Source organism: Arenimonas alkanexedens (assembly GCF_054781355.1).
Genome location: NZ_BAAGUO010000001.1, coordinates 352,421 through 374,202, shown reverse-complemented (window position 1 = coordinate 374,202; position 21,782 = coordinate 352,421). Strand labels below are relative to the sequence as shown.

18 protein-coding genes and 1 other RNA gene are annotated in these 21,782 nt (G+C 67.3%); 1 reads left to right on the top strand and 18 read right to left on the bottom strand.

The window, feature by feature from the left end; genetic code table 11:
* Window positions 1–6 precede the first annotated feature (6 nt).
* Together secA and ACYVGY_RS01715 are read right to left on the bottom strand one after the other, a co-directional pair.
* Window positions 7–2,751, bottom strand: a complete 2,745-nt coding sequence (secA, locus tag ACYVGY_RS01720) for a preprotein translocase subunit SecA (RefSeq protein ID WP_460455762.1) — start codon at window positions 2,749–2,751, stop codon at window positions 7–9.
* Between the two features lie 132 nt (window positions 2,752–2,883).
* Entirely contained in the window at window positions 2,884–3,798 is a 915-nt protein-coding gene (locus ACYVGY_RS01715) for a M23 family metallopeptidase (protein WP_460455761.1), read from the bottom strand.
* Here ACYVGY_RS01715 and ACYVGY_RS01710 point away from each other — a divergent pair.
* Window positions 3,782–4,288, top strand: coding sequence for a DciA family protein (locus tag ACYVGY_RS01710; RefSeq protein WP_460455760.1), 507 nt, complete (start codon window positions 3,782–3,784; stop codon window positions 4,286–4,288). The two genes, ACYVGY_RS01715 and ACYVGY_RS01710, sit on opposite strands and share 17 nt — an antisense overlap.
* A 100-nt stretch (window positions 4,289–4,388) precedes the next feature.
* On the opposite strand, the gene lpxC is transcribed toward ACYVGY_RS01710, so the two are convergent.
* The 16 genes from lpxC to rnpB all read right to left on the bottom strand — a co-directional run bounded on the left by lpxC (window position 4,389) and on the right by rnpB (window position 21,779).
* A complete protein-coding gene (gene lpxC, locus ACYVGY_RS01705) occupies window positions 4,389–5,300 on the bottom strand; it encodes a UDP-3-O-acyl-N-acetylglucosamine deacetylase (RefSeq protein WP_460455759.1) in 912 nt (303 codons plus the stop codon).
* 334 nt (window positions 5,301–5,634) lie between these two features.
* A complete protein-coding gene (ftsZ, locus tag ACYVGY_RS01700) occupies window positions 5,635–6,864 on the bottom strand; it encodes a cell division protein FtsZ (protein WP_460455758.1) in 1,230 nt (409 codons plus the stop codon).
* A gap of 81 nt (window positions 6,865–6,945) precedes the next feature.
* Complete coding sequence (gene ftsA / locus ACYVGY_RS01695) at window positions 6,946–8,181, bottom strand: cell division protein FtsA (RefSeq protein WP_325132082.1); 1,236 nt, start codon at window positions 8,179–8,181, stop codon at window positions 6,946–6,948.
* The gene (locus ACYVGY_RS01690; RefSeq protein ID WP_460455757.1) at window positions 8,178–8,945 is read right to left on the bottom strand and encodes a cell division protein FtsQ/DivIB; all 768 of its coding nucleotides are present in this window, start codon (window positions 8,943–8,945) and stop codon (window positions 8,178–8,180) included. Before ACYVGY_RS01690 ends, ftsA begins: the two co-directional genes overlap by 4 nt.
* Window positions 8,942–9,928, bottom strand: a complete 987-nt coding sequence (locus ACYVGY_RS01685) for a D-alanine--D-alanine ligase (protein WP_460455756.1) — start codon at window positions 9,926–9,928, stop codon at window positions 8,942–8,944. Before ACYVGY_RS01685 ends, ACYVGY_RS01690 begins: the two co-directional genes overlap by 4 nt.
* Window positions 9,925–11,361, bottom strand: a complete 1,437-nt coding sequence (gene murC / locus ACYVGY_RS01680) for a UDP-N-acetylmuramate--L-alanine ligase (RefSeq protein ID WP_460455755.1) — start codon at window positions 11,359–11,361, stop codon at window positions 9,925–9,927. Before murC ends, ACYVGY_RS01685 begins: the two co-directional genes overlap by 4 nt.
* Entirely contained in the window at window positions 11,358–12,434 is a 1,077-nt protein-coding gene (gene murG / locus ACYVGY_RS01675; protein ID WP_460455754.1) for an undecaprenyldiphospho-muramoylpentapeptide beta-N-acetylglucosaminyltransferase, read from the bottom strand. The genes murC and murG overlap by 4 nt, the downstream gene beginning before the upstream one ends.
* Window positions 12,431–13,741, bottom strand: a complete 1,311-nt coding sequence (gene ftsW, locus ACYVGY_RS01670; protein WP_460455753.1) for a putative lipid II flippase FtsW — start codon at window positions 13,739–13,741, stop codon at window positions 12,431–12,433. Before ftsW ends, murG begins: the two co-directional genes overlap by 4 nt.
* Window position 13,742: 1 nt before the next feature.
* The gene (gene mraY / locus ACYVGY_RS01665) at window positions 13,743–14,825 is read right to left on the bottom strand and encodes a phospho-N-acetylmuramoyl-pentapeptide-transferase (RefSeq protein WP_460455752.1); all 1,083 of its coding nucleotides are present in this window, start codon (window positions 14,823–14,825) and stop codon (window positions 13,743–13,745) included.
* Window positions 14,815–16,197: a UDP-N-acetylmuramoyl-tripeptide--D-alanyl-D-alanine ligase gene (locus ACYVGY_RS01660; RefSeq protein WP_460455751.1), complete on the bottom strand. Its 1,383-nt coding sequence runs from the start codon at window positions 16,195–16,197 to the stop codon at window positions 14,815–14,817. The genes mraY and ACYVGY_RS01660 overlap by 11 nt, the downstream gene beginning before the upstream one ends.
* Window positions 16,194–17,672 (bottom strand): UDP-N-acetylmuramoyl-L-alanyl-D-glutamate--2,6-diaminopimelate ligase, encoded by a 1,479-nt coding sequence (locus ACYVGY_RS01655; RefSeq protein WP_460455750.1) that lies wholly within the window; start codon window positions 17,670–17,672, stop codon window positions 16,194–16,196. Before ACYVGY_RS01655 ends, ACYVGY_RS01660 begins: the two co-directional genes overlap by 4 nt.
* Window positions 17,669–19,426, bottom strand: coding sequence for a peptidoglycan D,D-transpeptidase FtsI family protein (locus ACYVGY_RS01650; RefSeq protein ID WP_460455749.1), 1,758 nt, complete (start codon window positions 19,424–19,426; stop codon window positions 17,669–17,671). The genes ACYVGY_RS01655 and ACYVGY_RS01650 overlap by 4 nt, the downstream gene beginning before the upstream one ends.
* Window positions 19,423–19,692 carry a cell division protein FtsL gene (gene ftsL, locus ACYVGY_RS01645; RefSeq protein WP_460455748.1) on the bottom strand — a complete coding sequence of 90 codons (270 nt, stop codon included), beginning with the start codon at window positions 19,690–19,692 and terminating at the stop codon, window positions 19,423–19,425. Before ftsL ends, ACYVGY_RS01650 begins: the two co-directional genes overlap by 4 nt.
* A complete protein-coding gene (rsmH, locus tag ACYVGY_RS01640; RefSeq protein WP_460455747.1) occupies window positions 19,689–20,660 on the bottom strand; it encodes a 16S rRNA (cytosine(1402)-N(4))-methyltransferase RsmH in 972 nt (323 codons plus the stop codon). Before rsmH ends, ftsL begins: the two co-directional genes overlap by 4 nt.
* 5 nt (window positions 20,661–20,665) lie before the next feature.
* Window positions 20,666–21,112 (bottom strand): division/cell wall cluster transcriptional repressor MraZ, encoded by a 447-nt coding sequence (mraZ, locus tag ACYVGY_RS01635; protein WP_460455746.1) that lies wholly within the window; start codon window positions 21,110–21,112, stop codon window positions 20,666–20,668.
* 313 nt (window positions 21,113–21,425) lie between these two features.
* Window positions 21,426–21,779, bottom strand: an RNA gene (rnpB, locus tag ACYVGY_RS01630) — RNase P RNA component class A.
* Between the last annotated feature and the right edge of the window lie 3 nt (window positions 21,780–21,782).

The following is a 21,782-nucleotide window of genomic DNA, read 5'->3' as shown; positions in this document are numbered from 1 at the left end:
CCAGATTCAGTCCAGCCGTCCGTGGCACTGCTTGTACTTCTTGCCGCTGCCGCAGGGGCAGGGATCGTTGCGGCCGACCTTGGGCTCCTCACGGACCATCGGCGTAGCCAGCACGCCCTCGCCCCGGGCGAGTTGGGCCTGGGCTTCGGCAGCCTCCTCGTCGGCGCCGTAGCCACCGGTCTCGGGATGCTGGAACTGCATCTGCTGCGACTTCGCAGCCAGGCGCTGGCGTTCGGCCGCTTCCATCGCCGCCACTTCTTCCTCGTTGCGGATGCGGACGCGGGCCAGCAGCGACACCACTTCCATCTTCACCTTCGACAGCATGTCGCCGAACAGTTCGAAGCTCTCGCGCTTGTACTCCTGCTTGGGCTGCTTCTGGGCGAAGCCACGCAGATGGATGCCCTGGCGCAGGTAGTCCATCCGCGCCAAGTGCTCCTTCCAGTTCTGGTCGAGCACGTTGAGCATCAGGTGCTTTTCCAGGGTGCGCATCATCTCGGGGCCCATCTGGGCCTGCTTGGCGTCGAACAGGCGCGTCGCCGCGTCCTGGGCCAGCTCGTGGATGCGCTCATCGTCGATCGCTTCTTCGCTGGCGGCCGGTCCCTGCAGGTCCACCTCAAGGCCGAACTCCTCGGCCAGGGCGCGCTCCAGACCGGGAAGGTCCCACTGCTCGTCGATGGATTCGATCGGCACGTGGCGGCGGACGATCTCGGTGACCACGTCTTCGCGGATGGCCAGGATTGCTTCTTCGACCGAGTCGGACTCGAGCAGCTCGTTGCGCTGCTGGTAGATCACCTTGCGCTGATCGTTGGCGACATCGTCGAAGTCGAGCAGGTTCTTTCGGATGTCGAAGTTGTGGGCCTCAACCTTGCGCTGGGCGTTCTGGATCTGTTTGGACACCATGCCCGACTCGATGACGTCGTTTTCCTTCATGCCCATGCCGCGCATGGCGCGCTGCACCCAGTCGGCGGCGAAGATGCGCATCAGGTTGTCTTCCAGCGACAGGTAGAAACGGGACGAGCCCGGATCGCCCTGGCGGCCGGCGCGGCCCCGCAGCTGGTTGTCGATGCGGCGGCTTTCGTGGCGCTCGGTGCCGATGATGTGCAGGCCGCCGAGGGCCTTCACTTCGTCATGGCGCAGCTGCCACTCCGCCTTGGCGCGGGCCTTGTCGGCATCGCTGGCGTCCTCGCCGAAGCCATGCAGCTCGGACTCCAGCGAACCGCCCAGCACGATATCGGTACCGCGGCCGGCCATGTTGGTGGCGATGGTCACGGCCTTGGGCTTGCCGGCGTCGGCGACGATCTGCGCTTCGCGTTCGTGCTGCTTGGCGTTGAGCACTTCGTGCGGGATGTCCGCCGCCTTGAGCTGGGTGGACAGCAGCTCGGAGGTCTCGATGGACGTGGTGCCCACCAGGACCGGCTGGCCGCGGCTGTAGCAATCCTTGATGTCCTCGACCACGGCGTCGTACTTCGCCGGACGGGCCAGGTAGACCTGGTCGGCATGGTCCTTGCGCACCATCGGACGGTGGGTCGGGATCACCGCCACCTCCAGGCCATAGATGGTCTGGAATTCGTAGGCCTCGGTGTCGGCCGTGCCGGTCATGCCACCCAGCTTGTCGTACATGCGGAAATAGTTCTGGAAGGTGATCGAGGCCAGCGTCTGGTTTTCGCGCTGGATCGGCACGCCTTCTTTCGCCTCGATCGCCTGGTGCAGGCCGTCGGACCAGCGACGCCCGGCCAGCGTGCGGCCGGTGAATTCGTCGACGATGATGACCTCGCCGTCGCGCACGATGTAGTCCACGTCGCGCTGGAACAGCGCGTGCGCCCGGAGCGCGGCGTTGAGATGGTGCACCACCGCCAGATTGTTGCCCGAGTACAGCGTGTCGTCCTCGCCAATGATGGCGGCCTTACGCAGCAGTTCTTCGGCATGGATCATGCCCTGCTCGGACAGGTGGGCCTGCTTGCCCTTCTCGTCGACGAAATAATCGCCCTCGCCGTCTTCCTTTTCCTGGCGAACCAGGTTCGGAACGATGCGGTTGGTCTTGATGTACAGGTCCGGGGAGTCGTCGGCCGGCCCGGAGATGATCAGCGGCGTGCGCGCTTCGTCGATCAGGATCGAGTCGACCTCGTCAACGATGGCGAAGAACTGGCCGCGCTGGAAGCGGTCGTCCTTGGCCAGCGCCATGTTGTCGCGCAGGTAGTCGAAACCGTATTCGTTGTTGGTGCCGTAGGTGATGTCGGCGGCGTAGGCGCCCTTCTTGTCCGAATGCGGCATGCCCGGATAGACCACACCGACGCTCAGGCCCAGGAAGCTATAGAGCTTGCCCATCCAGGCCGAGTCACGCTTGGCCAGGTAGTCGTTGACCGTGACCACGTGCACGCCCTTCCCGGCCAGTGCATTGAGATAGACCGCCAGCGTGGCGACCAGGGTCTTGCCCTCGCCGGTGCGCATCTCGGCGATGCGGCCCGAGTGCAGCACCATGCCGCCGATCATCTGCACGTCGTAGTGGCGCAGGCCGAGTGCACGGCGGGAGGCTTCGCGACAGACCGCGAAGGCCTCGACCAGCAGGGAGTCCAGGCCGGCGCCGTTGGTAACGCGCTCGCGGAACTCCTCGGTCTTGCGCTTGAGGGCGGCGTCGTTGAGACGCTCCAGCTCGGGCTCCAGGGCGTTGATCGCGGCGACGTTCTTCTGGAACTGGCGCAGCAAACGATCGTTGCGGCTGCCGAAGATGCGGGTGAGCAAGCTGTTGAGCATGGGGAAAACCGGTAAGGGAAGGGGCCGCGCAAGGCGCGAAATGAAACGGCCGCGGCAGCCCTCTGGGGGCGTCGCGGCCGTCTAGTCTAACTTGGGGACGGGGTCGGGACTATCAAGCCCCGTCCGGAGGGCTCAGCCGCGGACCTTTCCCAGGTACTGGCGCGGGTTTACCTGGTTGCCGTTGAGCAGCACCTCGAAGTGCAGGTGCGAACCGGTGGAGCGACCGGTCGAGCCGACCCGGGCGATGCGCTGGCCGGAACGCACGACGTCACCGACCTTCACCAGGTTGGCGGAATTGTGCGCGTACAGGGTCTTGTAGCCGTTGCCGTGGTCGATCTCGACCACATTGCCGTAGCCGCCGCGAATCCCGGAGAAGCTGACCACGCCCTCGGCCGCCGCCGTCACCGGATCGCCGGTGTTGGCGTCAATGTCGATGCCCTGGTGGTGTGAGCGACCGCGACCGAAGGGATCGTTGCGGCCGCCGTAGCGCGAAGAGATATAGCCCGGAGCCGGCATACCGGCCGGGGTGCTGTTGTTGTCGAGCGTCTGGTCGAACAGCAGCGCCTCGAGCACGTTGAGCTGGCGCCCGGAGCTGTCGAACTGCGACTGCAGCTGGTCCAGGCTCGAGAGCAGGTCGCCGGAGGCCACGTCGCCGGCGGATTCGCCGCCGCCCTGGCCGGGCAATTCACCAAAGTTGAACTCGCCGTCCTTGAGCTTGCCGACGCGGGTCAGGCGATCGCCGAGGGCGTTGAGGCGGTTGGCCTGGGCCTGAAGCTCGCCTACGCGGGCTGCGATGGCGTTGACCTCGCGCTGGGCTTCTTCGCGCGCCTGCACCAGGTCCTGGGCCTGCGCGTCGAGCTGGGCCTGCATCCGGGCGATTTCCTCGAGGGCCGCGCCGTTCGCGCCGCGCGTGAGGTAACCCGCTCCGAAGGCCGTCGCCAGCACCAGAAAGATGGCGCCGAGAGCGATACCCGCCACTTTCGGTTGATCGAACGCCAATTTTTTTGGCGTCCGAAGGAAATTTGCTGCGATGATGACATTCATCATGTCTGAACCACCTAAAACCCGCGTCCGCGGCACAACAACGTCCTCTGCCCTGCCCCCGCTGGCGCTTGATGCGCTGGCTGGTTCCGGGCTGTCGAACGTGATCGCGCGTGCCAAATGGCTGGCCACGCTTGATCCCTTGCTGCGCCAGAGTCTCCCCGCCACCTTGGCAGACCAATGCAAACTGGCCAACGTGGATGACAAGCACTTGGTATTTCTGGTGAGCGCACCGGTCTGGAAAGCCAAGCTGCGGCTGCATGCCGACGCCCTGTTGGACGCGGCGGCCGCGGCCGGCCTGACGGCCCGGACGCTCGTGGTGAAAGTTTCCTCTCCGGTGACACCCGCCCCCACGGGGACCGGTCCAGCCAGGACGCTTTCCGAGGCAGTCCGCGATTCACTGCGAGCCACCGCCCAATCGGTCTCGGATCCGGAACTTCGGGCACAGCTTCTGCGGCTGGCCTCGTCGTCCCGGTCGGGTACCGACGGGGCATGATGCCCCGGCTGTCCGGGCCAAGTCGTTAACGGTTCGTTAAACAGAGGTCAGTAACCGTGACCGGTGTCTCATTCCGCTATCGCGAAATGCGAGGCCCTTCTCACACCGCTTGGGCGGGATGGGCGTAGGAAATCGGCGCGAGGGCCGGATCCTCGAAGGTGACCTCTTCCCAGGCCGAGGTGTCGGCCAGAAGGGTCCGAAGCAGCTGGTTGTTGAGCGCGTGACCGGATTTGTAGCCGTAAAAGGCTCCGATCAGGCTGTGGCCCAACAGGTAGAGATCGCCGATCGCATCGAGGATCTTGTGCTTCACGAACTCGTCCTCGTAGCGCAGGCCGTCTTCGTTGAGCACCCGGTAGTCGTCGAGCACGATGGCGTTGTCCATCGAACCACCCAGCGCCAGGTTGCGCTCGCGCAGGAACTCGATGTCCTTCATGAAGCCGAAGGTGCGCGCCCGGCTAACTTCTTTGACGAAGGAAGTGGTCGAGAAATCGATCTCGGTGCTGGACGTGGACTTGTTGAAGATCGGGTGCTGGAAATCAATGGTGAAGCCCACCTTGAAGCCTTCGAACGGCTCGAAGCGGGCCCACTTGTCGCCGTCCTCGACCTTGATCGGCTTGAGGATGCGGATGAAACGCTTGGCCTTGGCCTGTTCTTCGATGCCCGCGGACTGCAGCAGGAACACGAAAGGACCGGCGGAGCCGTCCATGATCGGCACTTCCGCGGTGGACAGGTCCACGTAGGCATTATCGATACCCAGCCCGGCCATGGCCGACAGCAGGTGCTCGATGGTCATTACCCGGGTGCTGCCTTCGACCAGCGCCGTGCACAGGCTGGTGTCGCCGACCTTTTCGGCCTTGGCGTGGATCTCCACCGGGATATCGAAGTCAACGCGCCGGAAAACGATGCCGGTATCGGGCGCAGCCGGACGCAAGGTCATGTAGACCTTCTCGCCGCTGTGCAGGCCGACGCCGGTGGCGCGGATGACGTTCTTTAGGGTTCTTTGTCTAATCATTTTTGTAGCGGTCTCCGGAAGGAGCGCGCAAAACCGACCGAACAATAACATAGGGCGCAATGAACGAAAACCTAACAATCGCCTGATCGTTCCGTCCGGGCAACGAATGCCATACGAATCAATAATTTAATCTCACAGCAACCACAGCAGCTGATCGGGAAAAGGACCCGCCGGCAGAACCGGCGGGCCAAGGTTTCCTGACCCCCTGGGGACAGCAGGCCCAACCCCCGAAAGGCGGATTGGACCCTGACCGGACGCGGCCCTCCTGGCCGGCCGGCTGCGACCCGCACCGCGGCACCTGGTCGGGTGCCCGCCGCCGGGTCACCACACGAACTCAGTCGGCCTGGCGACGCAGGAAGGCCGGGATGTCGAGGTAGCTATGGTCGTTCGGCATTTCGGACAGGGCGCTGCTCGCACCCGCGGCCGGTTCACTCGAACGGCTGGCGCGCAGGCCCATGTGGGCGCCGGCCTGCACCGGAGCCGCTTTGACATTGGCCATCGCGTCGTAGTCCACCTGGCCGGTGCTGGCGTTGCGCACCAGCTTGACCGGGGCACGGTAGACCTCTTTCTCCGGCGTGCGCGGCGCAGCCTGGCGCACGGCGCCCCGGTTGAGACCGGTGGCCACGACGGTGACCCGCACCTCGTCCTTCATGTCCGGATCAAGCGAGGTGCCGATGACGACCGTGGCATCCTCGGACGCGAAGTCTTCGATGGTCCGGCCGATCTCGTCGAACTCGGCCATGGTGAAGTCCGGACCGGCCGTGATGTTGACCAGCACGCCGTTGGCACCCGACAGGTTGACCTCGTCCAGCAGCGGATTGGAGATCGCAGCCTCGGCGGCAGCCTGGGCGCGGTCGTCGCCGCGGGCGACGCCGGTGCCCATCATCGCCAGGCCCATTTCGGACATGACGGTACGGACGTCGGCGAAGTCAACGTTGATCAGGCCCGGGCTGACGATCAGGTCGGCGATGCCCTTCACGGCGCCCAGCAGCACGTCGTTGGCGGCGCGGAAGGCCTGCACCATGGTGGCCTGGCGGCCAAGCACGGTGATCAGCTTTTCGTTGGGGATGGTGATCAGCGAGTCACAGTGGTGGCTCAGCTCTTCGATACCCTTGAGCGCGACCTGCATGCGGCGGCGGCCTTCAAATGGGAAGGGCTTGGTGATGACGGCGACCGTCAGGATGCCCATCTCCTTGGCCAACTGCGCCACGACCGGGGCGGCGCCCGTGCCGGTGCCGCCACCCATGCCGGCGGTGATGAAGACCATGTCCGCGCCTTCCAGCGCTTCGACGATGCGCTCGCGGTCCTCGAGCGCGGCCTGGCGGCCGACCTCGGGGTTGGCGCCGGCGCCCAGGCCTTTGGTCACGTTGCCGCCGAGCTGCAGCTGAATTTTCGCGCCGCACTGTTTGATGGCCTGCGAATCGGTGTTGGCGGTGATGAACTCAACGCCCTCCACGCCCGCATTCACCATGTGCGCCACGGCGTTACCGCCGCCGCCGCCCACGCCAATGACCTTGATTACTGCATTGGGTGCCAACTTTTCGATCAATTCAAAATGTGCCATGTCCGCGTCCTCCGTGATTCGAATCCAGGGGTTGTGTTTTCTTGTTCGCTGCTTGTTGTTGCGCTACTTCACCGACGTTGTTCAGAACTCACCTCGATACCAGTTCTTGAACTTCGTCCAAATCGTTCCCGCCTTGCCCGCCGACAGCGTCGGGCGACGCGGGTGTTCCAACTGGCTGCCCCAGAGCAGCAGCCCCACGCCGGTGGCGTGCACCGGGTTGCCTACCACTTCGCCCAAGCCGGAGACGTGCTGGGGGATACCCACCCGCACCGGCATGTGCAGCATTTCTTCGGCCAGCTCGACCACGCCTTCCATCCGCGAGGCACCGCCGGTGAGCACCAGGCCGGCGCGCACCAGCTCTTCGAAGCCGGAGCGACGCAGTTCGGCCTGCACCATCTCGAAGATTTCCTCGTAGCGGTTCTGCACCGCCTCGGCCAGGGCCTGCCGCGCCAGCCGCCGCGGAGGACGGTCGCCCACGCTCGGCACCTGGATCGATTCCTCGGCCGTTGCCAGCTGGGCCAGGGCGCAGGCGTAGCGCACCTTGATCTGCTCGGCTTCCGGCGTCGGGGTGCGCAGCAGGTGCGCGATGTCGTTGGTGACCTGGTCGCCAGCAATCGGCAGCGAGGCCGAATGCCTGATCGCGCCCTGCACGAACACCGCGATGTCGGTGGTGCCGGCGCCGATATCCACCAGCACCACGCCCAATTCCTTTTCGTCCGTGGTCAGCACCGCGGTGCTGGAGGCCAGCGAGCTCAGGATCAGGTCGTCCACCTGCAGGCCGCAGCGCTGCACGCACTTCATGACGTTGCTGGCGGCCGACTGGGCGCCCGTGACCAGGTGGGCGCGGACCTCGAGGCGCACGCCGCTCATCCCGACCGGATTGCGGATACCTTCCTGGGAATTGTCGACGATGTATTCCTGCGCGATGGCGTGCAGGATTTTCTGGTCGGCGGGAACGGCGACGGCCTTGGCCGCCTCCAGCACCCGGTCGAGATCGGCATAGGTCACTTCGCCGCCCGCCACCGGCACGATGCCGGGCGAGTTGCGGCACTGGGTGTGGCTGCCGGTGATCGAGGCGTAGACCGAACGGATCTCGCAGCCGGCCATCAGCTCGGCCTCTTCGATGGCGCGCTGGATGGACTGCACGGTGGACTCGATGTCCACCACCACGCCGCGCTTCATGCCGCGCGATTCGTGCGAGCCGATGCCAATGACCTCGATTTCCTGGCCGGGCGAGTACTCGCCCACCAGCGCAGTGATCTTGGAGGTGCCGATGTCGAGTCCGACGATCAGCGACTTGTCGCCTTTGCGGTTCATGCGTTTCCTTCCTGCGTGCGGTCGGCGGCGTCGCCACGCGACGCGCTTGTGTCGGCTTGGGCAGCCGGCGGCGGATCACCCCAGACCAGGGTGAAGCCGTTGGTGTATCGGAGGTCGGCGCGTACCAGTACGCGCGCGTCGTTCTCGCGCAGACGCGGCAGCAGCCGCGCGAAGCGGGCCAGCCTTGCCTGCGGATCACCGCGACCGGCTTCAACGCGGGTGCCGTCGTCAAGCTGAAGGCTCCAGCTGCCGCGCGGGCTCAGCTGCACGGAGGCCACCTTGGCACCCACCGTCAGAAACAGCGGGCGCGCCAGGCTGTGGAAGGACATCAGCTCACTGGCCCGGCCCTCGGGGCCTTCGAACAGCGGCAGGCCTTCGCCGGCGCCTTCCGGGGCCGCGAACAGCTTGCCGTCCTCGGACAGCAGGCGGCCGTCGGCCCAACGCGCCACCGGCGTGTGCTCGGTCAGGCTCACTTCCAGCCGATCGGGCCAGCGCTTGCGCACTTCCACCCGTTCAACCCAAGGCAGCGCCGCGACGGCATCGCGCACTTCAGCCAGATCCACGGCGAAGAAGCCACGCTGCACCTGCGGCAGCACGGCCTGGCGCACCGCAGCTTCGTCCACCTGCGCAAACTCGCCGGTGACGGCCAGGCTCCGCATCGGCCAACGCTCACCGGCGATCCAGCCGTTGAGCACGGCGTACACCGGCAGCGTCACCAGGGCGATCGCAAGGGTCCAGGCGATGATGCGCAGCAGGGCGTTCATGGGGCAACGTCCTCCTGCGCAAGGCTGGTTTCCAGTACGCGCCAGCACAGATCTTCGAAGCCGATGCCGACTTGGCCGGCGGCCTTGGGGACCAGCGAGTGGCTGGTCATGCCGGGCGCGGTGTTCACTTCGAGCAGGTAGTTGTTGCCCTCGGCGTCGCGCATCACGTCCACGCGACCCCAGCCGGTGCAGCCGGCCGCACGGAAAGCGACCAGCGCCAGCTCACGGATCGCGACCTCGGCCTCCGCTTCCAGGCCCGGGCACAGGTACTGCGTGTCTTCGGCCTGGTATTTGGCGTGGTAGTCGTAGTATTCGCCGGCGGGCACGATGCGGATGCTGGGCAAGGCGACGTCACCGAGGATGCCGACGGTGTATTCACCGCCCACCACCATCTGTTCCATCAGCAGCTCGCCGGGGTAGCGCGCGGCCAAGGCCACCGCGTCGGCAAGGCCGTCGGCGTCGAACACGCGCGATACGCCAACGCTGGAGCCTTCGCAGGACGGCTTGACGATCACGGGCAGGCCGATTTCACGGGCGGCCGCGCGCAGCACGTGTTCCGCGCTGCCCGCCGCGGCGGCGCCAGGCGACAAGCGCGCGTAGCGCGGGGTGGGCAGGCCCAGGGCCAGCCAGACCTGCTTGGTGCGGATCTTGTCCATGCCCAGGGCCGAACCGAGCACGCCCGAGCCCGTGTAGGGAACGCACAGCGCTTCGAGCAGTCCCTGCAGCGTGCCGTCCTCACCGCCGCCCTTGTTGCCGTGCAGGATGTTGAAGACGCGGTCGAAGCGCTTCGCGAGCAGGGCCTCGAGCAGGGCCGGAATGCCGTCCACCGCTTCGGCATCAATGCCGCGGGCGCGCAGCGCCTCGAGCACGTTGCGTCCGGACTCCAGCGACACCTCGCGCTCGGCGCTGGTGCCGCCCATCAGCACGGCGACGCGGCCGAAAGCCTTCGGGTCGGTGATGCGCGGGGACGGGATCGGCGTCATGCCTGGGGCTCCCCCTCGATGCCGTGCAGGGCCAGGTCGGCGGCCACATGGCCGATGTCGCCGGCGCCCATCATCAGCAGCAGGTCGCCGTCGGCGAGCATGTCGGCGAGCACCGCCGGCAGGTCGCGGGCAGTGCCGGCCACGACCGGATCAATGCGACCGCGGGCCCGGATGGCGCGCGCCAGCGACTTGGCATCGGCGCCGACGATATGCGCCTCGCCTGCCGGATAGACCTCGGTCAGCACCACGGCATCGGCGCTCGAAAGCACCGCCGAGAATTCGTCGAACAGATCGCGCGTCCGGCTATAGCGATGCGGCTGGAAGGCCACCACCAGGCGCCGATCCGGCCAGCCGCCGCGAGCCGCCGCGAAGACCGCTTCCAGCTCCTTGGGGTGGTGGCCGTAGTCATCCACCAGCAGCGCCTTGCCGCGACCGAAGTCGAGTTCACCTTTGAGGTTGAAACGGCGACCGATGCCCTGGAATTTCTCGAGTGCTGCCGCGATCGCTTCCGGCTCGACGCCCAGCTGCCAGCCGATCGCGGCCGCCGCCAAGGCATTGAGCACGTTGTGGCGCCCCGGCAAATTCAAGGTGACGGCCTGCGGCGCGCTCTCGGGCAGGTGCAGGGTGAAGCGCATGCAGCCGCCGTCCTGGCTCAGGTCGCGGGCGTAGACGTCGGCGGGCTGGTCGATACCGTAGGTGACCAAGTGCCGCGGCGTTTCGGCCGCCAGCGCCGCCACCTCGGCGTCATCCACGCACAGCACCGCCAGCCCGTAGAACGGCAGGCGGTGCAGGAACTCATTGAATGCAGCCTTCACCCGCTCGAAGTCACCCCCGTAGTTCTCGAGGTGATCGGCATCAATATTGGTCACCACGGCCACCAGCGGGTTGAGCCGCAGGAAGCTGCCGTCGCTTTCATCGGCCTCGGCCACCAGCCACTGACCGCCGCCCAGGCGCGCGTTGGCGCCGGCCGAAAGCAGCTGGCCACCGATCACGAAGGTCGGGTCCAGCCCGCCCTCACTCAGGACGCTGGCCACCAGCGAGGTGGTCGTGGTCTTGCCGTGCGTGCCGGCGATGGCGATGCCGCGCTTGAAGCGCATCAGCTCGGCCAGCATCTCGGCGCGCGGCACCACCGGGATGCGGGCATCGCGCGCCGCAACCAGCTCGACGTTGTCAGCCCGGATCGCGCTCGACACCACCACCACGTCGGCACCGGCAACCTGGCCGGAGGCATGGCCGCGATGGACCACGGCGCCCATCGCCAGCAGGCGACGGGTCGCGACAGAATCCGCCTGGTCCGAGCCCGATATCTGATAGCCCAGGGTCACCAGCACCTCGGCGATGCCGCTCATGCCGACGCCGCCGATGCCGATGAAATGCACGCGCGGGAAGGCGCGGGCCAGGTCACCGGTTTGCTGCAGACGACGACGATTCACGCCCGGGCCTCCTGCAGCACGAGGTCGGCGACGCGCTCGGCGGCATCCGGCCGGGCCGCGGCGCGCGCCGCTTCCGCCATGGCCAGGCGCGCGGGCGCGTCCACCAACAGCGCCGAAAGCGCATCGAGCAGGCGCGGCCCGAACGCTTCGCCTTCAGGCAAGAGGCGCGCCGCGCCACGTTCGACCAGGTATTCAGCGTTGCGGGTCTGGTGGTCATCCACGGCTTTCGGGAAAGGCACCAGCAGCGAGCCAACCCCGGCCGCGCACAGTTCGGCCAGCGTCAGCGCGCCCGCACGGCACACGACCAGATCGGCCCAGGCATAGGCCGCGGCCATGTCGGCGATGAAGGGTTCCACGCTCGCCGCCACGCCAGCCCGTGCGTAAACCGCACGCGACGCATCGGCATGACGCTCGCCGCACTGGTGGCGGACGCTGGGACGCTGCGCTTCAGGCAGCCGTTCCAGCAGCTTCGGCAGCGCCGTGTTGAGCGCATGCGCGCCCTGGCTGCCGCCCAACACCAGCAAGCGAACGGGGCCCGATCGCCCGGCAAAACGTTGCGCCGGCGGCGGCAGGGCGGCGATGGCCGGACGCACCGGATTGCCGACATCGACGGTGTCGCGTCCCGGGAAGCTGCCGGGGAAACCGCAGAGCACCCGACGCGCAACGCGTGCCAGCACGCGATTGGTCAGCCCAGGTGCGCGATTCTGTTCGTGCACCAGCAGCGGACGGCGCAGCAGCCAGGCGCAAATTCCGCCCGGGCCGGCCGCGTAGCCGCCGAAGCTGACCACGGCGCGCGGACGCACGCGGCGCAAGATGGCCAGCGCCTGCAGGCAGCCGCGCAGCAGCACGAAGGGCGCTTTGAGCAGGGTCATGGCGCCCTTGCCGCGCAGGCCGCCGATGGCGATGGTCTCGATTCGCAGACCGGCCTGCGGAACCAGCCGCGTTTCCATGCCGCCGGCCGCACCGAGCCAAAGCACCGGCACATCGCGCGACTGCAGCGCCTGGGCCACGGCCAGACCCGGGAAAATGTGGCCACCAGTGCCACCGGCCAGGATCAGCACGGGCCCGCTCATGCCACGGCTCCGAACTTGGGTTCAATGCGCTGGCGTGAGCCACGTGCACCCATCGCCGGAGCCAGCGCCGCCGGAGACTGCGTCGGCAGCGCGGCGTCCAGGCTCGGCTCACCAGACTCTGGCAGGCCGTCGCCGCTGCGCAGGCGCGCGACCTGGCGCTCGGCGCGGTCCAGCTCATAGCTCACCCGCAGCAGCAGGCCGATCGCCACGCAGGTGACCAGCACGCTGGAGCCGCCCGAGGAAATCAAGGGCAGCGTCAGCCCCTTGGTCGGCAGCAGCCCGAGGTTCACGCCGATCGAGACGAAGGACTGCAGGCTGACCCACAGGCCGACGCCGAAAGCACAGAAGCCGGCGAAGTGGCGGCGCATGTTGACGGCGCGCAGGCCGATATTGAACGCACGCCAGGTAAACGCCGCGAACAGGGCAATGATGCCGAAGGAGCCGACGAAGCCCAGCTCTTCGGCCGTGACCGAGAAGATGAAGTCGGTGTGCGCCTCGGGCAGGTAGAACAGCTTTTGGATGCTGCCGCCCAGGCCAACGCCGAACCATTCGCCGCGACCGATCGCGATCAGGGCCTGGGTCAACTGGAAGCCGTCGTTGAAGGGATCCGCCCAAGGGTCGCGGAATGAGGTCAGGCGGCGCACGCGGTAGGGCTCGGCGATTGCCACGATCGCCAGCAGCGGCAAAGCCACCAGCGCAGGAATGACCAGGTTTCGGATACGGGCGCCGCCCAGCCAGACCATGCCGCCAGTAATCGCGAGCACCAGTGCCGCGGAGCCGAAGTCCGGCTGCAACAAGAGCAGCACGACGATGACGCCGGCCACGGCCAATGGCTTGATCAGCGCCATCCACTGCTGGGCGATTTCGTCCCGGTAGCGCACCAGGTAGCTGGCCAGCCAGATGATGAACATCAGCTTCACCGCTTCAACGGCCTGGAACTTCGACACGCCCAGGTTGAGCCAACGCTGCGCGCCATTCACCGTGTGGCCGATGCCGGGCAGGAACACCAGCAGCAGCATCAGGAAGCAAAGCGCCAGCAGCAGATGGCTGTATTTCTCGACGATCTTGAGCTCGACCTGCATCAGGGCCCAGGCCAGGCCGCAGCCCACGCCCAGGAACACCAGGTGGCGCACCAGGAAATGGAAGGGCCCGACGTTGAGGCCCTCCGCGATCGCAAGCGAGCTCGACGCGACCATGACCACGCCCAGGCCAATCAGGGCCAGCGTCAACAGCAGCAGCACCGGGTCGTAGCGCCCGGTAATGGCGTCGAGGCGGGTGGCCTGGTGGCTGCGGTCGGAGGCGTTCATCTCAGCGCACCTTCAGGGTCGCGAGACCCACGAGCACGAGCATCACGGAGATGATCCAGAAGCGCACGATCACGCGCGGCTCGGGCCAGCCTTTGAGCTCGAAGTGGTGGTGGATGGGCGCCATCCGGAACACGCGCTTGCCGGTGAGCTTGAAGCTGGCGACCTGGATCATCACCGACAGCGTCTCGACCACGAAGATGCCGCCCATCAGCACCAGGATCGCTTCCTGCCGCACGATCACCGCGATGGTGCCCAGCACGGCGCCCAGCGCCAACGCGCCGATGTCGCCCATGAAGACCATGGCCGGATAAGTGTTGAACCACAGGAAGCCCAGGCCAGCGCCGGCAATCGCCGCACAGACGATGGTGATCTCGCCCGCGCCCGGGATCGCCGGGATCTGCAGGTACTGCGAGAACACCGCGTTGCCCGAGGCATAGGCAAAGATGCCCAGCGCCGCCGCCACCAGAACGGTCGGCATGATCGCCAGCCCGTCGAGGCCGTCGGTCAGGTTCACCGCGTTCGAGAAGCCGACGATCCAGAAATAGGCAATCACCACGAACATGCCGCCCAGCGGGATCGCGAAGTCCTTGAGCAGCGGCAGGAACAGCGTGGTCGCGTTGGCGTTGTCGGCGGTGTAGTACAGGTAGAGGGCCGCGGCGAGGCCGAAGATCGACTGCAGCGCGTACTTGTGGCGCGACTTCAGACCGTTCGGGTCACGCTTGACGATCTTGATCCAGTCATCCAACCAGCCGATCGCGCCGAAAGCGATCATCACGGCCAGCAGCACCCAGACGTACTTGTTGCGCAGATCGGCCCACATCAGCGTCGCCAGCGACACGGTCAACAGAATCAGGGTGCCGCCCATGGTCGGCGTGCCGGCCTTGGCGAAGTGGCTCTGCGGACCATCGGTGCGGATCGGCTGGCCGCCCTTGAGCTGGGCCAGGCGTGCGATGACGCGCGGACCGAGCCAAAGCGACAGCAGCAGCGCCGTCAGCGCGCCCAGGATGGCGCGGAAGGTGATGTAGCCGAACAGCGGCGGCATCAGGCCCATTTCATTAAGCCAGCGGGCCAGTTCAAGAAGCATGGTCGGCGTCTCCCTGCCGGTCGGCGGCCAACAGCGCGGCCACCACTTTGTCCATCGCGCTCGAGCGCGAACCCTTGACCACGCAGCGCAGTCCCGCGCCGGCCGATTTGAGCGCCGGTGCCAGCGCCGCCACCAGCGCGGCCTGGTCGGTGAAGTGACTCGCGCCGTCGCCGAAGGCGCGGCTGGCGTTCGCGCTCAACTCCCCCACCGTCCACAGCCGCGCGATGCCGGCGCCGCGTGCGTGGGTGCCGATTTCCGCATGCATCAGCTCGGCACCAGTGCCCAGTTCTTTCATGTCGCCCAAAACCAGCCAGGCGTCGCCGCCGGCCTCGGCCAGTGCGGCAATGGCCGCGGCAACCGAGCCCGGATTGGCGTTGTAACTGTCGTCCACCAGCACGGCACCATTCGCGAGGGAATGCGGAATCTGCCGACCGGGAACCGGCGCTGCGCCTGTCAGGCCGGCGACCACGTCGGCCAGCGAGGCGCCGGCGCCCAGCGCCAGGGCCGTCGCCGCCAGGGCGTTCATGACGCTATGGCGACCCGCGAGCGGCAGCGCGACGTCGGCGTCACCCGCCGGCGTATGCAGACGGAAGCGCATGCCTCCGGACTGGGCCAGCAGCTGGCTGGCGCGGATATCGGCGTCGTTCTCGAGGCCGAAGCGCAGCACCCGGCGCGCGCCGATGCGCTGCATGAACCAGGGCGCGAACGCGTCGTCGGCATTTACTACCGCCACGCCATCGTCGGGCAGGGCTTCGTAGATCGCGCCCTTGGTCTCGGCGATGCCCAGCAGGCTGCCCATGCGCTCGAGATGGGCCGGCATCACGTTATTGACCAGTGACACCTGCGGCGGCGCGATCGAGGCCAGGTAGGCGATGTCGCCGGGCTGGCCAGCGCCCATTTCGTAGATGGCGAAGCGCGCATCTTCCGGCGCACTGAGCACGGCCAGCGGCAGGCCGATCTCGTTGTTGAAATTGCCCGGATTGGCGTAGGCGGCACCCGCGCGCGACAAGATACCCAGCAGCAGGGTCTTGACCGAAGTCTTGCCATTGCTGCCGGTAATGGCGATCACCACGGCCGCGCGGCCCTGCTGCATGCCGGCAGCGAGTTCGCCCAGCGCGTCCTGGGTGTCGGCACAGAGTACCTGCGGCAGCGCGCAGTCGACTTCGCGCTGCACCAGCAGGGCGGCGGCGCCGCGCTCAAGCGCCTGGGCGACGTGGGCGTGGCCGTCGTGCTGCTCGCCGCGCAGCGCGACAAACAAACCGCCAGCCGCCAGCGTGCGGCCGTCGGTGCTGACCGAGCTGATCTCGACATCGTCGCCGAGATGGCGGCCTTCGACCCAGCGTGCGACCTGGGACAGCATCACCGGCCTCATGAGCGGGCCTCCAGGCAGCGGCGCGCAATCTTGAGGTCGTCGAACGGATGCTTGATGCCCTGCACGTCCTGATACGGTTCGTGTCCCTTGCCCGCCACCAGCACGACATCACCGGCGCCGGCTTCGGCGATCGCTTCGGCGATGGCGTCGGCGCGATCACGCTGGATCCGCACGGCATCAGCACGAGTAAAGCCGGCCAGGATCCCGGCGACGATGGCATCGCCATCTTCGTTGCGGGGATTGTCGTCGGTGACGACGATGCGGTCGGCGCCGGCCTCGGCGATGGCGGCCATCTGCGGGCGCTTGCCGGCGTCGCGCTCGCCGCCGCAGCCGAACACGCAGGTCAGGTGGCCGGGGGTATGGGCGCGCAGGCTGGCCAGCGCCTGTTCCAGCGCGTCGGGGGTGTGGGCGTAATCCACCACCACCAGCGGCTGGCCATCGCGGCCGCCGACGCGGCTCATCCGGCCGTCCACCGGCGCCAGCCGGGGCAGCATCGCGGCGACCGCGGCCAGCGACCAGTCCAGGGCGCGCAGCGCGCCGGCGACCGCCAGCAGGTTGTCCACGTTGAAACGGCCCAGCAGCGGCGAGACCACGGCGATTCGTTCCCTGCCTTCCACCAAATCGAAACGCAGGCCTTCCGGCGCCAGCGAGACCTGCTCGGCGCGCAGGCTGGCGTCGGCGTGGCCGCGCGAGCTCAGGCCGATCCGGCGCGCAGCGGCGGGCGCGCGATCCAACAGCCCGCGGCCGAACGCGTCGTCGAGGTTCACCACCACGGCCTGCAGGCTGGGCCATGCGAACAGACGTGCTTTGGCGGCACCGTAGGCGTCCATGCTGCCGTGGAAGTCGAGATGGTCGCGCGTGAGGTTGGTGAACACGGCGATGCGGAAGGCGACGGCATCGACGCGCCCCTGCTCAAGCGCATGCGAGGACACTTCCATCGCCACGTGACTGGCGCCGGCATCGCGCATTTCCGCCAGCAGTCGATGCACGGCGATGACGTCGGGCGTGGTGCGTTCGCCGGCCACCAGTTGGCCATGCAGGCCGGCGCCGAGCGTGCCGATGCTGCCGGCCACGCCGCCGCCCAGGGTCAGCGCCTGCGCCAACAGCTGCACGGTCGAGGTCTTGCCGTTGGTGCCGGTGACGCCGGCCACGGCCAGGCTGCGCGAGGGCGCGCCGTAGAAACGGTCCGCCAGTTCGCCCTGGCGCGCGCGAAGGCCGGGTACGGCCACCGCGCGATCGCTCAACGGCTCACCGGCGGCCGCCGGCGGTTCAAACAAAATGACGCTGGCGCCGGCAGCACGCGCCTGGGCCGCATGGCGCAGGCCATGGGTGCTGGCACCGGCCAGCGCAATGAAGGCGTCGCCCGCGCGCAGCGCACGCGTGTCGGCCGTCAGGCCAGCCAGCATGGGATTGAAGCCGGCCGGCAGCACCGGCTCGCCCTGCAGCAGATCGTGCAGCGACATGGCGCGGCTCATCGCAGCGCTCCCGCAGCTTCGGGTGGGACGGCTGCACTCGCGGGTGCCGGCGGCTTGTTGCGGGCCTGCTCGGCGAACCACTGCTCGATATTGTCCGGCGGCACGTCCATCAGGCGCAGCGCGCCGTCCATCACGTGGTGGAAGATCGGGGCGGACACGGCGCCGCCGCCGTACTCTTCGCCCTGCGGATCATGGATGACGACCGCCATCGCGAAACGCGGGTTGCTGGCCGGCACCAGGCCGACGAACACGGCGGCGTAGCGCTTGGCGGCATAGCCGCCGCCGCTGGCCTTGCGCGAGGTGCCGGTTTTTCCGGCAACCCGGTAGCCCAGCACCGCGGCCCGACGCGCGGTGCCTTCGGGGCCGGTGACCGTTTCCATCATCTGCATCAGCTGCGCAGCGATGGCCGGATCAACGACCTGCTCGCTTGGCTTGTTCGCACCCTTGACGAAGGTGGATTCGTTCAGGCGTCCGCCGTTGCCGATCGCGGCATAGGCACGCGCCAGCTGGAGCGGTGTCACCGACAGGCCATAGCCGTAGCTGATGGTCGCCTTCTCGGCCGGACCCCAGGTGTTGGGCGGGCGCAGCACGCCCGACGACTCGCCCGGGAAACCACTGCCGCTGACCTGGCCCAGGCCCAGCCGGTGGTACATGTCGTACTGGTGCTCGTTGCTCAGCTGCTGCGCGACCAGGGTGGCGCCAACGTTCGAGCTCTTGGTCAGCACGCCGGTAAGCGTGAGCGTGCCGTAGTTGCGGAAGTCTCGGATCTGGTGGCCGCCGGCCAGGCTCATGTAGCCGGGGGCGGTCGCGATCAGGGTCTCGGGCGTGAACTTGCCGCTCTCGAGCGCCGCCGCGAAGGTCAGCGTCTTCATCACCGAGCCCGGCTCCACCACGTCGGTGACGGCACGGTTGCGCTGGGCATCGGTGGTGCTCGATTCACGCGCGTTCGGGTTATAGGACGGCTGGTTGACCATGGCGAGGATCTCGCCCGTCGGCACGTCCAGCACCACGATGGAGCCGGCGCTGGCGCCATGCTCGATCAGGGCGGACTTGAGTTCGCGGTAGGCCAGGTACTGGATGCGCCGATCAATGGTCAGCACCAGGTCACGGCCGGGCTCGGCCGCCCGGATCAGGTCAACATTCTCGACCACGCGACCGCGGCGGTCGCGGATCACCTGCTGCGAACCCTCGGTGCCGGTCAGCCAATCTTCGAACGCGAGCTCCAGGCCTTCCTGGCCATGGTCGTCGATGTTGGTGAAGCCCAGCACGTGCGCCATCACCTCGCCGTGCGGATAGAAGCGCCGGAACTCGCGCTGCGAATACACGCCGGGAATGCCGAGGTCGGTCACTTCCGCCGCCAGGTCGGGATTCATGTGCCGGCGCAGGTACAGGAACTCCTTGTGCGAACGCTGGGTAACCCGCTGCAGCAGCACGTCCCGCGGAATGCCCAGCGCATCGGCGAGCGCGGGCAGGCGATCGATATGCTGTAGCAGTTCCTGCGGATTGACCCACACCGATTCCACCGGCGACGACACCGCCAGCGGCTCGCCGTTGCGGTCGCTGATCATGCCGCGCGAGGTCGGGATCGGCACTTCGCGCAGGAAGCGGGCATCGCCCTGCTGCTGGTAGAACTCGGGACTGATCAGCTGCAGGTGCGCGGCGCGGGCCACCAGCACCAGGCTGAAGAGACCCATCACGACACTCACCGCAACCAGGCGGCGGCGGAGGCTGTAGCTGCTGCGCTGGACCTTCATGGCTGCAGCACCACGATGTCGGCATCGGTCGGATATTTCATGCCGATGCGGTTGCCGGCGACCTGTTCGATGCGATTGGCTTCAGACCAGGTGGCCTGCTCGAGCTGCAGGCGTCCAAAGTCGATATTGAGCTCGTCGCGCTCGTGTTCGAGCATGGTCAGCGAGATGTACGCCTGGCGATGCAGGTGACGCGAGTACACGACGGCGACCGCGCTAGCGAGCACGGCCACCACCAGCACCATCAGCGCGAACAGGCGCGGGTTCATGCCGACGGCTCCGGTGCATCCTGCGGCGCCGTGGCGAGTTTTTCGGCGATGCGCATCACCGCGCTGCGGGCGCGGGGATTGACCGCGGTTTCCGACGAATCGGCGCGCAGGGCGCCGGCCAGGTCGCGCAGGCGCGGCGTGAACGCCTGGACCATGGGCATGCGGCGATTGCCCGGGGGCGCCTTGGCATGGCGGGCGATGAACTGCTTGACGATGCGGTCTTCCAGCGAATGGAAGCTGATCACGACCAGGCGGCCGCCGGGCTTCAGGCGCTCCAGCGCCGCATCGAGGCCGCGCTCGAGATCCTCGAGCTCGCGATTGATGTAGATGCGGATGGCCTGGAAGCTGCGGGTGGCGGGATGGATCTTGCTGTCACCGCGACCGACCACCGAGGCGATCAACTCGGCCAACTGGGCGGTGCGCAGCAGCGGCGCTTCGTCGCGACGCGCCACGATGGTGCGGCCGATCTTGCGGCTCAGCTTTTCCTCGCCGTACTTCCAGAGCACGTCCGCGATCTCGCGCTCGTCGGCGCGCGCCAGCCAGTTGGCCGCGCTTTCACCCGACTCCGGGTCCATGCGCATGTCGAGCGGGCCGTCCTTGGAGAAGCTGAAGCCGCGCTCGGCGACGTCGAGCTGCGGCGAGGACACGCCCAGGTCCATGAACACGCCGTCGAGACCCGCGCTGGCTTCATCCCAGCCATCCAGGCCGGCGAAGGAGCCGCGGCGGACGCGGACGCGCGCATCCGCGCTGGCAAGCGCGTGGGCGGCAACGATCGCTTCCGGGTCCTTGTCCATCACCAACAGCCGTCCATCCGGCCCGAGCCGGTCGAGCACGCCGCGTGCGTGGCCACCACGCCCGAAGGTGCCATCCAGATACCAGCCATCCCTGAGCACACGCAGCCCGTCCAGGGCCTGCACGAACATCACCGGGAGATGGCTGGGCTGCGTGGATTCCCGCACCCCGGCCATGCCCGTCACAGCCTCAGGTCGAGCATGTCCTCGCTGATCTCGTCTTCACCAATGGTTTGACGGATCTGCGCGAGGTGCGCCTGCTCGCTCCACAATTCAAACTTGCCGCCCATGCCCAGCAGCACCGCTTTCTTTTCGATCGCCGCCGCATTGCGATGGCTCGCCGGCAGAAGCAGGCGGCCGTTGCCGTCGGGCTCAACCACGGTGGCGGCACCGACCAGCTTGAGCTGCAGGTTGCGGTGCACGCGCTTGGCGTTGGGCAGGGCGTTGACCTGGTCGCGAACCTTTTCCCAGGACGCTTCCGGGTACAGCCACAGACAGCCGGCTTCGTAGGGGTTGTAGGTGACCACCAGGCGATTGGCGCAGGCGCGCGCGACCTGGTCCCGGTAGGCGGTGGGAATCGCCAGACGGCCCTTGTCGTCGATCGTGATTGCGGTTTCGCCCTGGAACATCAGTTCAGATCAGCCTTTATCCACCGAAACCCACGAAAAACCCGGATTTCCCTCGGAAGCCCACGTTAGTCCTGCCCCCGGGGGCTGTCAAGGATAAAGACGGGGCAATTTCGCTAGGCGGATCAAGACTTTGCGCGAAACTTGAGAGTCTTGTTTAAGAACTGTTTCGCAAGTGTTGTTTCACATGGATTTGATCAGAAGATGTGATCGGGTCCACGAAATGACGGGAGCGCCGGGCCGACGCGACAGCAGCGCCCGCTCCGGCCGGAGGCCAGGGGCAACTGCGCAAACGGGGTGGAACGGGAGAGGAAAGTGGCGGAGCCGGTCGTTAAGCCGGGTTCTGTCGTGGACAGTCATTCCTCTGGGACCTGCGTCACCGCAGGCCTCAAGCAACCAACCCGGGTGCGGCACGAGCCATGCCATAGCACCCCTATTTGGTCTTGCTCCGGGTGGGGTTTGCCGTGCCCCGAGGCGTTGTCCCCTCGGGCGGTGGGCTCTTACCCCACCGTTTCGCCCTTACCACGCACCCTTGCGGGCCGTTCGGCGGTTTATTTTCTGTTGCACTTTCCGTCGGCTCACGCCGCCCAGGCGTTACCTGGCACCCTGCTCTATGGAGCCCGGACTTTCCTCGGCGCATTGCTGCGACGCGACTGCCTTGACCGACTCCGCC

Bases quoted from the DNA above. Each gene is read 5' to 3' on its own strand.
- ACYVGY_RS01660 (WP_460455751.1), bottom strand. From the start codon at position 16,197: ATGAGGCCGGTGATGCTGTCCCAGGTCGCACGCTGGGTCGAAGGCCGC.
- mraZ (WP_460455746.1), bottom strand. From the start codon at position 21,112: ATGTTCCAGGGCGAAACCGCAATCACGATCGACGACAAGGGCCGTCTG.
- ftsZ (WP_460455758.1), bottom strand. From the start codon at position 6,864: ATGGCACATTTTGAATTGATCGAAAAGTTGGCACCCAATGCAGTAATC.
- secA (WP_460455762.1), bottom strand. From the start codon at position 2,751: ATGCTCAACAGCTTGCTCACCCGCATCTTCGGCAGCCGCAACGATCGT.
- ACYVGY_RS01715 (WP_460455761.1), bottom strand. From the start codon at position 3,798: ATGATGAATGTCATCATCGCAGCAAATTTCCTTCGGACGCCAAAAAAA.
- ftsW (WP_460455753.1), bottom strand. From the start codon at position 13,741: ATGAACGCCTCCGACCGCAGCCACCAGGCCACCCGCCTCGACGCCATT.
- mraY (WP_460455752.1), bottom strand. From the start codon at position 14,825: ATGCTTCTTGAACTGGCCCGCTGGCTTAATGAAATGGGCCTGATGCCG.
- ftsL (WP_460455748.1), bottom strand. From the start codon at position 19,692: ATGAACCCGCGCCTGTTCGCGCTGATGGTGCTGGTGGTGGCCGTGCTC.
- ACYVGY_RS01650 (WP_460455749.1), bottom strand. From the start codon at position 19,426: ATGAAGGTCCAGCGCAGCAGCTACAGCCTCCGCCGCCGCCTGGTTGCG.
- ACYVGY_RS01710 (WP_460455760.1), top strand. From the start codon at position 3,782: ATGATGACATTCATCATGTCTGAACCACCTAAAACCCGCGTCCGCGGC.
- rsmH (WP_460455747.1), bottom strand. From the start codon at position 20,660: ATGGCCGGGGTGCGGGAATCCACGCAGCCCAGCCATCTCCCGGTGATG.
- ftsA (WP_325132082.1), bottom strand. From the start codon at position 8,181: ATGAACCGCAAAGGCGACAAGTCGCTGATCGTCGGACTCGACATCGGC.
- ACYVGY_RS01655 (WP_460455750.1), bottom strand. From the start codon at position 17,672: ATGAGCCGCGCCATGTCGCTGCACGATCTGCTGCAGGGCGAGCCGGTG.
- ACYVGY_RS01690 (WP_460455757.1), bottom strand. From the start codon at position 8,945: ATGAACGCCCTGCTGCGCATCATCGCCTGGACCCTTGCGATCGCCCTG.
- murG (WP_460455754.1), bottom strand. From the start codon at position 12,434: ATGAGCGGGCCCGTGCTGATCCTGGCCGGTGGCACTGGTGGCCACATT.
- ACYVGY_RS01685 (WP_460455756.1), bottom strand. From the start codon at position 9,928: ATGACGCCGATCCCGTCCCCGCGCATCACCGACCCGAAGGCTTTCGGC.
- lpxC (WP_460455759.1), bottom strand. From the start codon at position 5,300: ATGATTAGACAAAGAACCCTAAAGAACGTCATCCGCGCCACCGGCGTC.